The sequence below is a fragment of the Providencia heimbachae ATCC 35613 genome, assembly GCF_001655055.1.
In the GTDB taxonomy this organism is placed as follows: domain Bacteria; phylum Pseudomonadota; class Gammaproteobacteria; order Enterobacterales; family Enterobacteriaceae; genus Providencia; species Providencia heimbachae.
Genome location: NZ_LXEW01000048.1, coordinates 23,999 through 39,899, shown reverse-complemented (window position 1 = coordinate 39,899; position 15,901 = coordinate 23,999). Strand labels below are relative to the sequence as shown.

Sequence of the window (15,901 nt, the reverse complement as noted above, 5' to 3'; positions counted from 1 at the left end):
TAACCGTTTATATAAGTTATTTATCAGCCAAATAGCAGAGACAATTTCGCTGATAAATATGGGTGTAATTTAACCAAAATAGCAAATTTGGAAAAAATGTATTTTTATTTAGAGGTAAAGTCTATTTGGAAAAATAATGACTCGCCAATTACCCCATCGAAATGACACCTTAATACTGCATATTTTAACGCAGTATTAAGGTTTATATTACAATTAATTCTTAAATGAACGAATAAATGAGAGGTACTCTTCTTTACTCATCAATGGCTTGTAGCTTGCCATCAATGTTTCAGCACCAGTCGCATCATCAAACAGGAGATCGATAATGGTCATAGCCATCATTTGGGCAGGTCGAATGTAAGCCATGTCATCATCAAAAACCACATAATCCTTGCCATGCAAACCGCCACGAATTGCACCAATCCATGGATGACTTACAGGCATAATGTGCGAAAGGTCACCTGTATCTGTACTACCTGTCATATGTTCAGCAACCCAAACATTTTCCTCTCCAATCAGGTCATGCGCATTTTGTTGTAAGAGATCATTTAGCTTGTCATTATTATAAAGTGGAAGATAACCTGGTAAATCTTTGACTTCCACTTCAGCACCGACAGACATTGCTCCAGCAACAAGCGCTCGAGTAATACGCTCATTGGCATCAATCATCGCAGGGACATTTGAGGCTCGCACATAACTTTCCATACGTACATCACTCGGTGTGACATTCACTAAATCACCACCTTGCGTAATAATAGGATGGAAGCGGATATAATCTTTCTCTTTGAAGGTTTCGCGAATGGCATTCACCCCCATAATTCCCATCATTGCCGCATTTAGAGCATTAACGCCCATGTGTGGTGCAGCCGCGGCATGGGATGATTTTCCTTTGTAGTTAATCAGCTTGCCAACAAACCCGTTAGTGGTTGTAGACATTTCGATAAAGCCGTTATCGCGTTCAGGTTTAACACTGGTTAAATGGATTTGCATTGCCATATCCACATCGTCAAACTCACCGAGGGAAATGAGCTCAGGTTTCCCCCCGATAAAGCTAATTTTACCTTGCTCAATCAGCTTATTGCGATATGCCAATTCCACATACTCCTCAGCGGGAACAGCAAAAGGAACCACATCCCCTGCGAGATATTCCATTGCTCCTGACTTAACCAGACCAATAGTCACTGCCATCATATTTGCAATTTGTGCATTGTGCCCACAACAATGAGCAGCACCAGTCAGATCATCTGCATCAGGGTGTTCCGCACAAATAATGGCATCAAGCTCACCAATCACTGCAATACTATGTTTACTGCCTTTTCCACCTTTAAGGCGAGCTTTAACACCGGTCAGAGCAAGCTGATTACGGTAGTTAACGCCTAATGCAGAAAATGCTGCTTCAACTTTTTTTGCTGTTTTGGCTTCTTTATAACCTAGCTCAGGCTCTGCCCAAATATCTTTTGCCAGTCTTATAATATCGCTTTTATGAGATGCAATTGCATTGCAAACTTTCGCTTTCAATTGGTCTTTGGTTATTGTCATGGTTAATGCTTCCTCTGATTTAAATAACGCCACTCCATGAGAGAGTCACTTGACCAATAAGTGCAGCGAATAAGAATGTTCCAGTAAATACGGCCAGTGATACAGGGATGATCCGCCAAGAAATAGCTTTAAATTTATCGATATCTTTGCCCAGTGAAAGTCCGGCAAATGCGAGTACGGTTGTACTGATAACCGCAATTGAAACTTTTCCTGTCATCGCTATCATTTCTTTGTCATAAGGGAACAGTGGTGAACACAAACCTGCTGCTATTAGGGAAACCCAAAAAATAACAGGTAATTTACCTAATGGTGGGATTTGCGCGATTAAATATGCCACAAATGACATTCCGCCTAACAACGCCATGGCGAGCAATGTATCGCTAAATACCTGTCCAAAATCACCACGACCATATAATGAACCGCCAATAGCATCACCGAGTGAAGTGAAGAATACAACGAGAATAATAATTATCGCAATTTCTGCCATCTTTTTCATGATTTAGTTATCCTTATTTAACTCTGAAGCTGCCGTTGCACGTTTTCTTTTTAGCTTGTTATATAAGAAAGAGGCAAAAGGTAAGGAAAAGAAAATGTAGATGTACAGACCTAATACTGAAGACATCAAGTTTGCTGAAGAGGAGAAGGCTTGAATATCCGCTGCCTGATCAGGATAAAGCTCAAGTAAAGGAGAAACGGCTGCCGCCAACATCGAGCCACTTCCAACACCCGCCCCCATAGCCAGAGCCAGTGGGCTAAGAATATCTAGGCCTGCAATAACACTAGCCAGAATTCCCATCCACACCGCGCCATATAAGGTGCCGCAAATATACATTGCCATGACACCACGACCTTCTGGGGAACTTAGCCCATATTTAGCTTCGATAATAGCGATATTCGGCTCACGACCAACAGAGTATGTGGCACCAACAGCTTCACGCCCCATACCTAGCATAATCGCCAATGGTAGACCGAGAATGATCGTACCAATAAAATGCCCAACTTCTTGTAGAATGAGCGCCCCACCTGCTTGAATAATTTTTTCCCAAGAAGCCCCAACGGATGTACTTAATTTGGCGATTAGGATCACTAAAGCAACACTCATAATTGAGGTTGCATGTGCCATATTTTTTTCGTTGAGAATTTTGAATTTTGGAAAGCTAATAATACCACCCATCAACATAGAATAAAGCATTGGAAAAATCATTACCAAGCTGATTTTAATTTGCCCTATTGCTTCAGAAAGAAGAATGATAAATAAGCTAACCAAAAGCAACTTACTATCTTTTAATATACCCATAGTGTTACCTTTTATTGGAATTATTTTTAAGCGTTTTTGTATTTATAATAAAAATGAATCATTTTCGTATTCATACTATCCATTAAACTATTTCCCTGACAATATTCCGAAAATCTCTCAACCATGCCTAAAAAGCATGGATAAAATCAATAAATTAGCATTTATTAACATATCAAAGTAAAAATACGTAAAAATCACTATGAGAATAATTTATTTTTATTATTTTTCATTGGATTACGAAATTCCTTATATTCAATATTTCTTTTTTTTCATAAAAATTACTGATATTTCATTGAAATAAAAGAGAAACCCATCAAATACGTTAATAGCGTGATCTTTATCTCGTTTTCATTATTAATATAATATTGATAATGCATTTTGTTTTTTTATATAATTACAAAAATTAAATTTAAATCAGCCTCTATCGCTAAATATAAAAAATAAAACAATATAAAAATTCAATTTTATTTTTTTTAAAGTTTTTAACTCTAACTAATAACCCAACAAAATTTATCAAAAATAATTGATATATTATAATTTAATTTTAAAATATATGATTTTTGACATAGGTCTCAATTTTGAGTATTCACTAGCCTATAGGTAATTATAAAGTGTCATTTGTATTCAATAACTGTATTTTTCTCCTCTAACTTTAATTGAAAACGAATATTCAATCCTATTAACTTAAATTTTTATTTTACTAATATTCATCATATAGAGCTCCACTATGGACGCCAAATAACGAAAGCACTTAGACCACGAAAAGAATAGAAAAAAGCATATATATCTGACTGTTTATTCAATATAAGAATATAATCGCAACTTATTATTAACAATAATATGAACACATATATTGATGTTCCCCTTGAATAAGTCGCCTATCTACACCTTTTCGCATATCCCTTTTGTTGCTCTATTGTGAAAATCACTTGCTATCAATTATCATTTTAAAGATAATGATTCTCAGTATCATTTTTATTATCAACAATGTTGGTGTGGTAACTAATATGACAAAGCAACTTGTTGCGAATGAGGTCGAAATGACCAAGTTAACGGTTAAAACAGACGTGATTGAGAGTCAAAAATTATTAGGTCCGGCAGGTAAAGTTGAAATACAACATCGCGGTGAAACCTATCAATTGCGACAAACTCGCGCAGGTAAATTGATTTTAACCAAATAGCGTGACGAACTAACGAATTCACAATTTATCCAGCAAGCCACCTAGGTCTATCTTAAGGCAGCCAGCTTAAACGAGTACATAAGGGAATGGTTTCTTATGGAGCTTAAACTGTTGTCTGCTTCGATGATTGCCTTTTGCAATAAAAGAACAATAAACAACTCCCAAAGCTCAGGGTGGGAGCAGTACACCGCTATTAATGATAATGCCCTAATCATTAATAATTGTGCTCACCTCCATAATCAAAAACCAATTTTGCGTTTTACGCGTATTTTTTCCCTTTAGTTTTAACTCTATTGCGTGATCTAACCATCACTAATAAAAAATGAAAATAACAATACGCATCAATTCATTACTGTGTATCACTAAAAAATGAGTTGGCAAATTTTTATGGAGTGTAACTATTATGTCTTATGTTTTACGCGTGTCTGTGCTGACCAGTGCCATTGTTTCAATCATAACAAGTGCACATGCAGAAACCGCTCTCCCTGCCCCTGAAAAAAATCGCCATGATGTGATGACGGTATATGCAACTGGGAATGAAAGAGATAGCTTCAATGCCCCCATGATGGTGACGGTGATCAAAAACAATTCACCTGAAACCAAAACGGCAGGCACAGTAAACGATATCTTGCGTAAAGTACCCGGTATCGGTGTGACGGGTACCAGCCGTGTCAATGGACAAGATATCTATATGCGTGGTTTTGATAAGAACGGTATTTTGACCTTAGTGGATGGCGTTCGCCAAGGAACGGATACCGGACACATTAATGGTACATTTCTTGACCCTGCATTGATTAAGCAAGTTGAAATTATTCGTGGTCCTTCTGCACTGTTGTACGGCAGTGGTGCAATGGGCGGTGTCGTGGCATGGGAAACCGTTGACGCAAAAGACTTGCTACGTGATGGCGAAAATAGCGGTGCTCGCGTCTTTACCCAAGCAGCAACGGGCGATCATAGTTTTGGTTTTGGTGGTACTGCTTTTGGTCGAACGGAAAAACTTGATGGCCTCTTCAGCTTTGTCACTAAAGAAGTGGGTGATATCCGCCTTAGTAATGGCGATGATATGGATAACAAGGAAACCATATCTAATTTACTCGCTAAGGGAACATGGCAGCTGGATGATGCACAACAACTTTCAGGGCAGATGCGCTACTACAATAACGATGCCAATGAACCGAAAAATCCACAAGAAATCTTCAGCAATAAAAACAATTTAAATGTCAATCGCACCACTCGTCAGCGCGACGTTCAAATGACTTATCAGCTCAACCCTGAGTCTCAGAACTGGTTGAATTTCAAAGTTACCCCGTATTATTCTGATGTCAATATCACCGCTAAAGGGGTCGGTACCCAATACGAAGGTCGAACCCAAAAAACTTACGGAATGAAGATCGATAACCGGAGCAATTTCTATGATTTGCCGGTTGCTGCGCATAACTTAACGTATGGCAGTGAGGCTTATAAGCAAAAACAAACACCTTATGCTGCCACGACACAATTTCCAGATGCCGATATCACCTTTGCTTCAGGTTTTTTACAGGATGAAATTACCCTGAAAGATTTACCCGTTTCCTTTATTTTGGGTACCCGCTATGACCACTATAAATCAAGTGCTGAAGGAAATGAGGACACAAAACAAGGAAAATGGTCATCTAAAGGGGCAGTAAGCATTACGCCAACCGAATGGTCAATGCTATTTGCCTCGTACTCGGAAGCGTTCCGAGCCCCATCAATGATGGAAATGTATAACGATGCTATCCATTTTCCAGTCAAACCACCTTATTATTTCAATCGCTGGCGCCCAAACCCAAACCTAAAACCAGAAACAACCCGCACGGCTGAGTATGGCTTTGGTTTACGTTTTGATGATTTATTGATGGCTCGGGATAACTTGCAATTCAAAGCCAGTTATTTTGATACCAAGGCCAAAGATTATATCGATACTTATGTGCACGAAGATAAGATCGACTTAAGTAACAACTACACCACCTCAATCAATACCAAACGTGCCAAAATTTGGGGCTGGGATGCATCAATGGATTATAAAACCGATTTCTTCAATTGGAATCTCGCTTATAACCACACCGAAGGTAAAAATGAATACACTGGTGAGTCTATCACCTCAATCAAGCCCGATTCTGTGACCAGTAATTTATCTGTCCCTGTCGCGGACAGTGGATTTTCCGTGGGTTGGTTAGGTGAATTTACTCGCCATACTGATTTCAATAAAGCAACAAAAGCAGAAAAACAAGCCGGATATGCAGTACATGATTTTTATGTCAGCTATGAAGGCCAAGGACAACTTAAAGGCTTGGGTACTAGTGTTGTCTTAGGCAATGCCTTCGACAAAGAATATTACTCATCACAAGGCATTCCACAAGATGGACGTAATGCCAAGCTGCTAGTCAGCTTCCAATGGTAATTCACATTAAATTAAGGAGATAACCGTGAATTCAATACTTTTCGAGCGTTACCAACAGGCAAAAACAGACAATAAAGCAAAATACGCTCGTGATCTTGCTGCATACTTAGAGGTATCCGAAGCTGAGTTACTGCATAGCCGCGTTGGTCGTGATAAAGCAAAGCGTCTGAATGTTGATGCCCCGACATTACTGACCGCATTGGGTACTGTAGGCCAAGTCAAAGCCATTACACGCAATGAATACGTGGTACATGAGCAAGTAGGACGCTATGAGAATGCAAGGTTTAGTTCCCACGGTGGATTGATTTTAAACCCACGAGCACTGGACTTGAGAATGTTTTTCTCTCATTGGGATTCTGTGTTTACCCTCAGTGAAGAAGCTAAAAATGGTGAACGTCACAGCATTCAATTCTTTGATAAACAAGGTGATGCCCTGCACAAGGTTTATACTACTGATGAAACCGATCTTGCTGCATGGAATGCACTGATTGAACAATATGCCGCAGTAGACAACCCTTCATTACAACTTGAAGCAGCACAACCCTTTACCTCTCAACCTGTTAGCGATGAACTTAAACAGCAGTTGGAGCAAGAATGGCGCAATATGACAGACGTGCACCAATTCTTTATCTTATTGAAGAAAAATAATCTAAGCCGCCAGCAAGTATTTAGTGCCGTCAGTGATGACCTTGCATGGCAAGTGCCTACTGATTCTTTCAATCAATTGGTTCATACCGCGTTTAATGACCAAAATGAAATTATGATTTTTGTTGGAAACCGCGGTTGTGTGCAAATTTTCACCGGGCAAATCAAGCGTATCATGCCTTATCAAAGTGAAGGTTCTGATCTGAAATGGCTGAATATTTTTAATCCTGATTTCACCCTACATATGATTGAAAATGATATTGCGGAATGTTGGGTCACACGTAAACCCACAGATGACGGCTTTGTCACCAGTCTGGAAGTATTTGATAAAGCAGGAAACCAAATTGTGCAAATGTATGGTCAACGCACTGAAGGCACACCAGAGCAAGAGCAATGGCGCGATCAAGTGATGGCATTACCACACATTTAATCTAGGTAAATCAATATGAAACAATGGCTTCTAATGACAGTAACGCTGATGATGTCGATAAGTGCATACTCAGCACAACGCATTGTCACCCTCGGTGGTGATGTAACGGAAATCGTGTATGAACTCGGTGCAGAGAAACAGCTGGTTGCCCGAGACAGTACGAGCCTTCACCCTGAACAAGCACTTTCTCTCCCTGACGTTGGCTATATGCGAATGTTAAATGCAGAAGGTGTTTTATCCATGCGCCCAACTTTAGTGCTTGCGAGTGAGCTAGCAAAACCGTCTGTTGCACTGTCACAGATAGAAAAAAGTGGTGTAAAGATTATCAAGGTGACCGGTAAACCCGCCTTAGAAGCCATTCCTGAAAAAATTACCACGGTAGCTAACGCTGTCGGAAAAAAAGAACAAGGACAAGCGCTGGTAAAGCAATTCAACCAAGAGCTTGCTAAGGTCAACACCGCTCCCATTGATAAAAAAGTTTTATTTATCATGAGTCATGGTGGCGTATTGCCCCTTGCCGCTGGCCAAAAAACCGCGGCTGATAGCCTAATAAGAGCGACAGGAGCAAAAAATGCCATGGCGAATTTTGATAGTTATCGCGCCCTGTCACAAGAAGGGTTGCTCTCAAGCCAGCCTGATTTGATTATCTTCACGGAAGAAGGGATTAAATCCCTCGGTGGTATTGATAAGGTTTGGAAATTACCCGGAATGTCGATGACACCGGCGGGGAAAAACAAAGCATTAGTCGTCGTAGATGATGTGGGCATGCTAAGTTTCAGTTTAGGTACGCCAAAAGTGATGCAACAGCTACGTGAGGCATTAGAAAAGTCCCAATGATGCGTTTTAAACATCCACTGATTGTTATTTTCATCCTATTTTTAGTGTTGTGCGTCATCACATTGATTGCCTCTAATGCTGGCGCAATGCACTTATCCATTAACACACTGTGGCAGGCTTCTGCCACAGACCCAGACTGGCAAATTTGGTTAAATATCCGTCTTCCACGTATTTTATTAGCCATTTTAGTCGGGTTAGCCCTTGCCGTATCCGGCGCGATAATGCAGGGGTTATTTCGTAATCCCCTTGCGGATCCAAGCTTGCTCGGTATCAGCAGTGGCGCGGCGTTGTGTGTCGCTGCCTTTATTGTCTTTTCGTTATCTTTACCTAGCGTTTTGCAAAACTATGGTCATATTGGCGCTGCATTTGTCGGAAGTTTAGTCGTTTCATTGATCATCTTTAGTCTTAATCGCACCTCTAATGGCAATTTGGCGCGCTTATTACTGGCAGGTATCGCCATCAATGCACTCTGTATGTCGTTTATTGGGGTATTGAGCTATGTCAGTAACGACCAACAATTGCGGACGTTTAGTTTATGGATGATGGGAACACTCGGCAATGTTGATTGGACATCCCTGACGATAGCCGCTTCCGTCATTCTTCCGGTCTGCTTTATTTGTCTATGGCAAGGTAACAAGCTAAACATTTTACAGTTAGGTGATGAGGATGCGCATTATCTTGGTTTGAATGTTGAGCGCACTAAATTTATTTTGTTGTTTCTCAGTGCAATGTTAGTCGGCTGCGCCGTTGCAATGAGCGGTGTTATCGGCTTTGTTGGTTTGGTTGTGCCTCATTTAATTCGCATGACATTAGGCCCTGATCATCGCTGGTTAATTCCGGGCTCGGCAATTGTTGGTGCTACGCTATTATTAGTGGCTGATACTCTCGCTCGGATCGTGGTTGCCCCCGCTGAAATTCCAGTTGGTCTACTCACTGGGTTAATCGGTGGCCCTTACTTTTTGTGGTTGATCCTTCGTCAACCCGCTGGCAGGATTTAACATGATGGAACTCAACCAATCCACACTGTTAGAAGCGCGAAACCTCAGCTATCACATCAATAATAAAACATTAATTGATGATATTAGCTTTTCCATTAAGCAGCATGAGATGGCCGTGATTATTGGCCCCAATGGCGCAGGGAAATCCAGTTTATTAAAGCTATTAACCGGCTATGTTCCCCCTTCCCAAGGTGAATGCCTTTTAGAGGGTCGTTCCATTTTGCAATGGGATAACAACGCGCTGGCAAAAAAACGGGCCGTGATGAAACAACATAGCCATCTTCAATTTGCCTTTACCGTAGAAGATGTGGTTGCCATGGGGCGTACGCCTTATGGGTCAGAGCATAAGCAAAAAGCAATTGAAGAAGCTTTGGCACAAACCAATTGCCACTCATTACGTCAATGTGATTACCGGCAGCTTTCGGGAGGGGAACAACAACGGGTGCAATTAGCGCGAGTATTGGCTCAATTATGGCAACCTGAAATCAGCCCTGCGTGTTTATTCCTTGATGAACCCACGTCCGCACTCGATTTATATCATCAACAACACAGTTTACGTTTACTGCATCAACTTTCACGCGAGCGTCCATTAGGGGTGTGCTGTGTGTTGCACGATCTTAATCTTACGGCGTTATATGCAGATAGTGTGTATTTGATCCACGAAGGGAAACTAGTGGCAAATGGAAGCCCAGCGCAAGTATTAACAACGGAGAACTTAACCCGTTGGTATAAAGCCGATTTAGCCGTAAGCCAGCATCCCGAAAACGATACCCCTCACGTCTATTTACGCCACTAGTTATAGTATTCCCCCAGTTTTGGGGGAATTTTCATCACTAACCTTTCAAATGCTGTGCATGAAATGCAATGTGCTCACCAATAAAGCTACTGATAAAATAATAACTGTGGTCGTATCCATCACGTAGATTTAAGGTATAATTATGCTGTTGCTTATCACACACATCAGAAAGTAACTCGGGTTTTAATTGATCGTGATAAAACGCATCGCCCGTCCCAACATCGACTAAAATAGGTGGGATTGCTGTTGCGTTATCGAGTAAATGCACCGAGTCATACTCCTGCCACGTTGCAGTCTCTTCCCCTAAATATGCACTGAAAGCTTTTTGCCCCCAAGGTACTTGAGAAGGGGCAACAATGGGTGCAAAAGCAGATAAACTGCAATAGCGAGCAGCATTACGCAGTCCTATCATCAAAGCACCGTGTCCACCCATCGAATGCCCAGAAATTGCCCGCTTATTTGACGCAGGTAAATTGGCTTCGACCAAGCTAGGCAGCTCAGAAACGATATAATCATACATATGATAATGGCGGTTCCACGGTGCTTGAGTTGCATTGAGGTAAAAACCGGCTCCCTGACCAAGATCGTAAGCTTCATCATCTGCAACTTGCTCACCACGAGGACTGGTGTCAGGCACGATTAAAATAATACCGTGCTGAGCCGCAAATTGCTGCGCGCCTGCTTTAGTGATGAAGTTTTGCTCATTACAGGTTAATCCTGATAGCCAATAAATCACTGGGCAATGATTTTTTTCTGCTTGAGGTGGTAAATAGGCAGCGAATTTCATTGTACAGCCTAACACCTCTGATTGATGTTGATACACATCTTGCCAGCCGCTAAAACACGCATGGCGTTCAATCCTTTCCATTTAACCTCCTGATTCGAAAAGCGAATAAAGGCCTGCGATCGCAAGCCTTTGATATTTATTCGTAATGAATAACTGTGCGAATCGATTTACCTTCATGCATTAAATCAAAAGCTTCATTAATGCTATCCAGTGGTAAGGTGTGAGTAACAAATGGCGCTAATTCGATATCCCCTTTCATTGCATCTTCGACCATACCCGGTAATTGGCTACGCCCTTTCACGCCGCCAAATGCCGTACCGCGCCATGAACGTCCGGTGACTAATTGGAATGGACGCGTTGAAATTTCTTGCCCGGCGCCTGCGACACCAATAATAATTGATTGTCCCCAACCACGGTGCGCACTTTCTAGCGCAGCTCTCATGACATTCACATTACCAATACACTCAAATGTGTGGTCAACACCCCATTCCGTCATTTCAATGAGCACTTGTTGAATCGGTTTATCAAAATCTTTTGGATTCAAACATTCTGTTGCGCCAAATTGACGTGCTAGCTCAAACTTAGAAGGATTAGTATCAATTGCGATAATACGCCCTGCTTTGGCTTGTCTCGCGCCTTGGATCACCGCAAGACCAATACCACCAAGCCCAAAGACAGCGACAGAATCACCGGCTTGTACTTTAGCGGTATTATGAACAGCGCCAATACCGGTTGTTACACCACAGCCTAATAAGCAAACTTCTTCATGATTAGCTTCAGGATTGATTTTTGCCAATGAGACTTCTGCAACAACGGTATATTCACTAAAAGTTGAGCAGCCCATATAGTGATAAACTGGCTGACCATTATAAGAGAAACGGGTTGTACCATCAGGCATGACACCTTTACCTTGGGTCGCACGCACAGAAACACAAAGGTTAGTTTTACCGGATTCACAAAATACGCATTTGCCACATTCTGCGGTATATAGCGGGATCACATGGTCACCAACGCTAACACTGGTCACGCCTTCCCCAACTTCAACCACCACACCTGCACCTTCATGTCCTAATACAACAGGAAATAACCCTTCAGGATCATCCCCAGATAATGTAAAGGCATCTGTATGGCATACACCGGTATGGCTGATTTTAACCAAGACTTCTCCGGCTTTAGGCGGCATAACATCAATTTCAACGATCTTGAGTGGCTGACCCGGTCCAAATGCAACGGCTGCACGTGATTTCATGTTGGTTCCTTTTCGTGTTTAACGCAAATAGGTTCGAATAAGAGAAATAGCATCATCAACGGAATCTCTCTGGTTTTGTGTATCCGCTGAGGCTTGTAATCCTTCGCGTAAATGACTTTCGAGGACACCGGCCATTAAGCCATTAACCGCCCCACGAATAGCCGCAATCTGCTGCAATACCGCCCCACATTCTGCTTCATTTTCTAATGCGGTTTCTAAGGCTAAAAGCTGCCCTTTTAATTTCCTGACGCGAGTTAATACTGCTTTTTTTTCTTTCGGTGAATGTGGCATCGCAAAGCCTCTTTCGTATACATAGGGTGAGTATAGTATTGGTTAGATATTTTGTACAGAATCAAGTTAACTAAGCGCTAAATACGGGTTTTTCTTTGAACGATCAATGCGGTTAGTTGGAGATGGAGGGTTAATGCTAGGCATTGGAGAATTGGCAACAATGGCACAAGAACAATTACCCATTGTTTTGATCATTATGAATGATAAAGGGTACGGTGTGATGCGAGGCATTCAAGAAAAATATTTTTCAGATCGCCAATACTATAATGAGTTACTTACCCCATCATTTAGCCAACTTGCTCAATCCATGGGGATTACCGCATTAACAATCACAAAAACTTCTGATTTTAAATCTACGCTTCAACAAGCAATTGCTTTAAAACAACCTGTTGTGGTGGAAGTATTAATGGATAATATTGGAAAAATGAATTTTTCAGGACCACCACAGAAAAAACTTTTTTAAATAATAAATAAAGTAGTGCGGCTATTAACACGCCACACTACTTTTGTTTTTACTTTAGTTCGTCCCTAATGTTTTTATTTTTAATAAAAACATTCAACAATATAAAAATTACCGATAATTTTTCATTTAGATCGAACTAAATTTAATCGTAAGCTATGTCCTATTTTCACATTTTAAATTTGGGCTATTTATTTAAATCTTTTAGGCGCTCAATTTCATCTTTAAGCAAATCAATTTCTTTCTCTAATTGTTTTGTTTCATCAAGATAATAATGACTGTTAAGTCTTGTTGCCCCTGTTGCACCTGAATAATGGTCATAGCAGTGCCCTTGAGCATTGGCAATAGCCCGCTCTAAACCAGCTACTCTGTATTTATTACCATATCTTTTAGCATAACTCAGTTGTTTTTCTAGCTGGTAGATTTTATTATCACAACCTTGATATTTTGATCCCGCTTGAGAAGATAATGGAAATATAATAATGGCTAAAACCATAAAAAAAATACTTTTCATTTATTAATCCTAATATAAAATAATTTATTATTTTTATATTCCATCATTTTATTATAGCCAACACTATAGGCAAGGTCTTAATTTGGCTTATGTACACATTAAATGTGTTTATATAACCCCCTATAAGCGTAATTACTTTTATATATAATTTATTACAGACAGAAACAATTTTAATTGTTATCTTGTAATTAACGGATTGATTTACATGGATGTTACCTATCACTTTTGAGTTATCTCTGCTTTACCTTTTTCATGGCAATAAAAATTCTCATGAAAAATAACGCGTTTTGAGTAAAATCATTATCCCTTCCAGCCTAAGAATAAGTTTAAATAAAACAAACAAGCATTAATTATTTTGCGCTAATTGCACACTCATCGATATAATCTTCACTCTTAATTTGTAAGATTATCGCTGATGAGAAAAAATATGCGTTCCCTCGAATACGAACTTCAATATGCTGATACTAATGAGCAAAACTTTCATCTTGCTCTCAAGCAAGCCAGTCGTGATTATCTTCAAAAAAAACAAGACCATGTATATGCAAGTACTTTAGATTTGACCGTCATTATCAGTCTATTTGTCATTGCCATTTTTTGTTACCTACCAACACTCTATACCTCGTCTACCATTGTTTACTTCCTAAGTTATTTCTCTTTTGTTTTACTCATTATGTTTTTAAACGTTATTGGTCAGCATGATGCCTGTCACAATACGTTATTTAAAGCCAGTTGGAAAAACCGGATTTTTGGTCGGATCGTCACATTACCTTTAGGGTTAGAACCGGAATTTTGGCGAGCCCGCCATGTATATTTTCACCACCACTACGCCAACATTGAGCATTATGATCTGGATACGGAAGAAAACGGTATTTTCCGACAAACCCCGTTCCAAAAATGGCGGCCATTCATGAAATTCCAACATATCTATTGGCCATTTGTCGCTTCATTATCACTAACGTGGATTGCATTAGTTTTTGACTGGTCAGATAGAACAGGAAAAACCCCCATAAAAACAAAAAATATACTCACAGGCAAATTAGGTTGGGGACTCTTTCTGGCCAGTAAAATAGGTCATTTGACATTGATGCTAGGTCTGCCATTAATTATTGCTCATATAAATGGCATCAGTTTCATGACCATTTTTCTAACTTACATCATTAGCCAAATGGTCGCGTCATTATTTGTTATTTATTTACTCTTAGGCACACATTGGGCTGAAACCGAATTTTTCACCGCTCCTGACGATAAATTAATCAAGCACGGTTGGTATCATCACAATTTTGTCACCGCTTGTGATTGGCTACCGTCCCCCAACTCTCTATGGCGCTTAACGGGAGGGCTAAACTATCATTTAACCCACCACTTATTTCCAAATTGGCATCATCGTCATTATCCCGCTCTCGCTAAGATTGTTTCTCAACTCGCCAAAGCGCACAATATGCCCTATCGATGCATCAATTATAATGAACTGGTTAAAGCTCAAATTCGCTTCTTACGAAAAATGGGAGAGCCACCGGCGCAGCATTAGCTTAGCTACCAGAAAATAATGCAATCCCGGTATAGCCTTTACCTTGGTGTATTTTTTTCCATTTACCATCAATTAATGTCACTCGGTAAATGCCACCGTTTAAATCAGCCACATACATGATATTTTCTGTTTTATCATAATCTAAGCCTATGGTTTCTTTGAAGCCTCGGCTAATAACACGGTAATCAATCAGCCCATCATCCACGACAGATGCACTGTTCAAGCTATTACCATTTGGCTCTGCGCCTCTATCCGTCCAATAAAGAATACGCGCATCTTGATCAAGTAATAGGTCAATTGGCTCAGGTAGCTTATCGAGTAATAATTGAATATCTTCACGATCACTGGCTAATTCATGTGGTGGCATAACTAAAGGTACTCGAAATAACTGACCTTTATTTCCTTTGGATGGCCCTTTTTGCGTCCAATATAACCACTTTTTATCTTCGTCTAATGCTATTCCTACACATTGATTTGAGATATCAACCCTATCAGCCCCGCCCCTCGGCCTTTCCACATGCGTTTGTAGATCGCTACCATCCGTCCTACAAGAACACACCTTACCCCCTTCTCGATCACACCAATATAAACGGGCATTATCACTATCTAACAAAAGCTGCTTAGGTGTCCGTACTTGCCCATGACCGATTAACATCCTTCGGCCACTCCCCTCAAAACTCATCACATTGATAGAGCCATCATCAGCCTCAAAGTCATCTCCCATATTGCTCCAGTAAATCAAATGATTAATGTGATCTACCGCGATACCGTCAGGTGTTCCGCCTAAGTCATCAATAATATTGACGGTAGCAAAATTGGCTTTATTGAGCTGAGTTATTGCGGGATTTATGACGTCAAGAAGCAAGAGGTAAGGGTAAGATGTTGCAGTGTTTTTAGTCATATCAGCCTCATAGTTTATTTACATAC

15 protein-coding genes and 1 pseudogene are annotated in these 15,901 nt (G+C 40.4%); 8 read left to right on the top strand and 8 right to left on the bottom strand.

From position 1 onward, the window contains the following. Positions 1-213: 213 nt before the first annotated feature. From M998_RS17040 to M998_RS17030, 3 genes are read right to left on the bottom strand one after another with little or no spacing between them, the layout of a single operon-like run. The gene (locus tag M998_RS17040) at positions 214-1,539 is read right to left on the bottom strand and encodes an amidohydrolase (RefSeq protein ID WP_068909972.1); all 1,326 of its coding nucleotides are present in this window, start codon (positions 1,537-1,539) and stop codon (positions 214-216) included. A 19-nt stretch (positions 1,540-1,558) separates the two neighbouring features. Beyond that, the gene (locus M998_RS17035) at positions 1,559-2,035 is read right to left on the bottom strand and encodes a hypothetical protein (protein WP_068909970.1); all 477 of its coding nucleotides are present in this window, start codon (positions 2,033-2,035) and stop codon (positions 1,559-1,561) included. A 3-nt stretch (positions 2,036-2,038) separates the two neighbouring features. After that, complete coding sequence (locus tag M998_RS17030; RefSeq protein WP_068909968.1) at positions 2,039-2,836, bottom strand: DUF3100 domain-containing protein; 798 nt, start codon at positions 2,834-2,836, stop codon at positions 2,039-2,041. Positions 2,837-3,876: 1,040 nt separating this feature from the next. On the opposite strand from M998_RS17030, the gene hemP reads away from it, so the two are divergent. From hemP to M998_RS16995, 6 genes are all read left to right on the top strand, one after another. Continuing rightward, complete coding sequence (hemP, locus tag M998_RS19835) at positions 3,877-4,017, top strand: hemin uptake protein HemP (RefSeq protein WP_231906756.1); 141 nt, start codon at positions 3,877-3,879, stop codon at positions 4,015-4,017. Positions 4,018-4,420: 403 nt separating this feature from the next. Next, positions 4,421-6,439, top strand: a complete 2,019-nt coding sequence (locus M998_RS17015; protein ID WP_068909965.1) for a TonB-dependent hemoglobin/transferrin/lactoferrin family receptor — start codon at positions 4,421-4,423, stop codon at positions 6,437-6,439. Positions 6,440-6,464: 25 nt separating this feature from the next. Beyond that, positions 6,465-7,514 carry a hemin-degrading factor gene (locus M998_RS17010; protein ID WP_068909964.1) on the top strand — a complete coding sequence of 350 codons (1,050 nt, stop codon included), beginning with the start codon at positions 6,465-6,467 and terminating at the stop codon, positions 7,512-7,514. 15 nt (positions 7,515-7,529) lie between these two features. Continuing rightward, positions 7,530-8,351, top strand: a complete 822-nt coding sequence (locus M998_RS17005; protein WP_068909963.1) for a heme/hemin ABC transporter substrate-binding protein — start codon at positions 7,530-7,532, stop codon at positions 8,349-8,351. Next, positions 8,348-9,349: a FecCD family ABC transporter permease gene (locus M998_RS17000; RefSeq protein WP_068909961.1), complete on the top strand. Its 1,002-nt coding sequence runs from the start codon at positions 8,348-8,350 to the stop codon at positions 9,347-9,349. Before M998_RS17005 ends, M998_RS17000 begins: the two co-directional genes overlap by 4 nt. Before the next feature lies 1 nt (position 9,350). Beyond that, positions 9,351-10,145, top strand: a complete 795-nt coding sequence (locus M998_RS16995; protein WP_068909959.1) for a heme ABC transporter ATP-binding protein — start codon at positions 9,351-9,353, stop codon at positions 10,143-10,145. A 37-nt stretch (positions 10,146-10,182) separates the two neighbouring features. On the opposite strand, the gene fghA is transcribed toward M998_RS16995, so the two are convergent. Genes fghA through frmR form a run of 3 tightly spaced genes read right to left on the bottom strand, consistent with a single transcriptional unit; the run spans position 10,183 to position 12,472 of the window. Beyond that, positions 10,183-11,013: an S-formylglutathione hydrolase gene (gene fghA, locus M998_RS16990; protein WP_068909957.1), complete on the bottom strand. Its 831-nt coding sequence runs from the start codon at positions 11,011-11,013 to the stop codon at positions 10,183-10,185. Between the two features lie 55 nt (positions 11,014-11,068). Continuing rightward, entirely contained in the window at positions 11,069-12,181 is a 1,113-nt protein-coding gene (locus M998_RS16985; RefSeq protein ID WP_068445524.1) for an S-(hydroxymethyl)glutathione dehydrogenase/class III alcohol dehydrogenase, read from the bottom strand. 18 nt (positions 12,182-12,199) lie between these two features. After that, a complete protein-coding gene (gene frmR / locus M998_RS16980) occupies positions 12,200-12,472 on the bottom strand; it encodes a formaldehyde-responsive transcriptional repressor FrmR (protein ID WP_068445525.1) in 273 nt (90 codons plus the stop codon). A gap of 112 nt (positions 12,473-12,584) precedes the next feature. Here frmR and M998_RS16975 point away from each other — a divergent pair. Further along, positions 12,585-12,935 (top strand): annotated as a pseudogene (locus tag M998_RS16975) (thiamine pyrophosphate-dependent enzyme); the annotation flags it as partial. Between the two features lie 184 nt (positions 12,936-13,119). On the opposite strand, the gene M998_RS16970 reads toward M998_RS16975, so the two are convergent. Further along, the gene (locus tag M998_RS16970; protein ID WP_068445529.1) at positions 13,120-13,446 is read right to left on the bottom strand and encodes a DUF1090 family protein; all 327 of its coding nucleotides are present in this window, start codon (positions 13,444-13,446) and stop codon (positions 13,120-13,122) included. A gap of 415 nt (positions 13,447-13,861) precedes the next feature. Between M998_RS16970 and M998_RS16965 the strand changes: the two genes are divergently transcribed. Continuing rightward, a complete protein-coding gene (locus tag M998_RS16965; RefSeq protein WP_231906742.1) occupies positions 13,862-14,974 on the top strand; it encodes a fatty acid desaturase family protein in 1,113 nt (370 codons plus the stop codon). A gap of 1 nt (position 14,975) precedes the next feature. On the opposite strand, the gene M998_RS16960 is transcribed toward M998_RS16965, so the two are convergent. Further along, positions 14,976-15,875, bottom strand: coding sequence for a YncE family protein (locus M998_RS16960; protein WP_068445533.1), 900 nt, complete (start codon positions 15,873-15,875; stop codon positions 14,976-14,978). Positions 15,876-15,901: the final 26 nt, after the last annotated feature.

Excerpts from the sequence above, each read along its gene's own strand:
- M998_RS17040 (WP_068909972.1), bottom strand. The coding sequence starts at position 1,539 with ATGACAATAACCAAAGACCAATTGAAAGCGAAAGTTTGCAATGCAATT.
- M998_RS17035 (WP_068909970.1), bottom strand. The coding sequence starts at position 2,035 with ATGAAAAAGATGGCAGAAATTGCGATAATTATTATTCTCGTTGTATTC.
- M998_RS17030 (WP_068909968.1), bottom strand. The coding sequence starts at position 2,836 with ATGGGTATATTAAAAGATAGTAAGTTGCTTTTGGTTAGCTTATTTATC.
- hemP (WP_231906756.1), top strand. The coding sequence starts at position 3,877 with ATGACCAAGTTAACGGTTAAAACAGACGTGATTGAGAGTCAAAAATTA.
- M998_RS17015 (WP_068909965.1), top strand. The coding sequence starts at position 4,421 with ATGTCTTATGTTTTACGCGTGTCTGTGCTGACCAGTGCCATTGTTTCA.
- M998_RS17005 (WP_068909963.1), top strand. The coding sequence starts at position 7,530 with ATGAAACAATGGCTTCTAATGACAGTAACGCTGATGATGTCGATAAGT.
- M998_RS17000 (WP_068909961.1), top strand. The coding sequence starts at position 8,348 with ATGATGCGTTTTAAACATCCACTGATTGTTATTTTCATCCTATTTTTA.
- M998_RS16995 (WP_068909959.1), top strand. The coding sequence starts at position 9,351 with ATGATGGAACTCAACCAATCCACACTGTTAGAAGCGCGAAACCTCAGC.
- fghA (WP_068909957.1), bottom strand. The coding sequence starts at position 11,013 with ATGGAAAGGATTGAACGCCATGCGTGTTTTAGCGGCTGGCAAGATGTG.
- M998_RS16985 (WP_068445524.1), bottom strand. The coding sequence starts at position 12,181 with ATGAAATCACGTGCAGCCGTTGCATTTGGACCGGGTCAGCCACTCAAG.
- frmR (WP_068445525.1), bottom strand. The coding sequence starts at position 12,472 with ATGCCACATTCACCGAAAGAAAAAAAAGCAGTATTAACTCGCGTCAGG.
- M998_RS16970 (WP_068445529.1), bottom strand. The coding sequence starts at position 13,446 with ATGAAAAGTATTTTTTTTATGGTTTTAGCCATTATTATATTTCCATTA.
- M998_RS16965 (WP_231906742.1), top strand. The coding sequence starts at position 13,862 with ATGAGAAAAAATATGCGTTCCCTCGAATACGAACTTCAATATGCTGAT.
- M998_RS16960 (WP_068445533.1), bottom strand. The coding sequence starts at position 15,875 with ATGACTAAAAACACTGCAACATCTTACCCTTACCTCTTGCTTCTTGAC.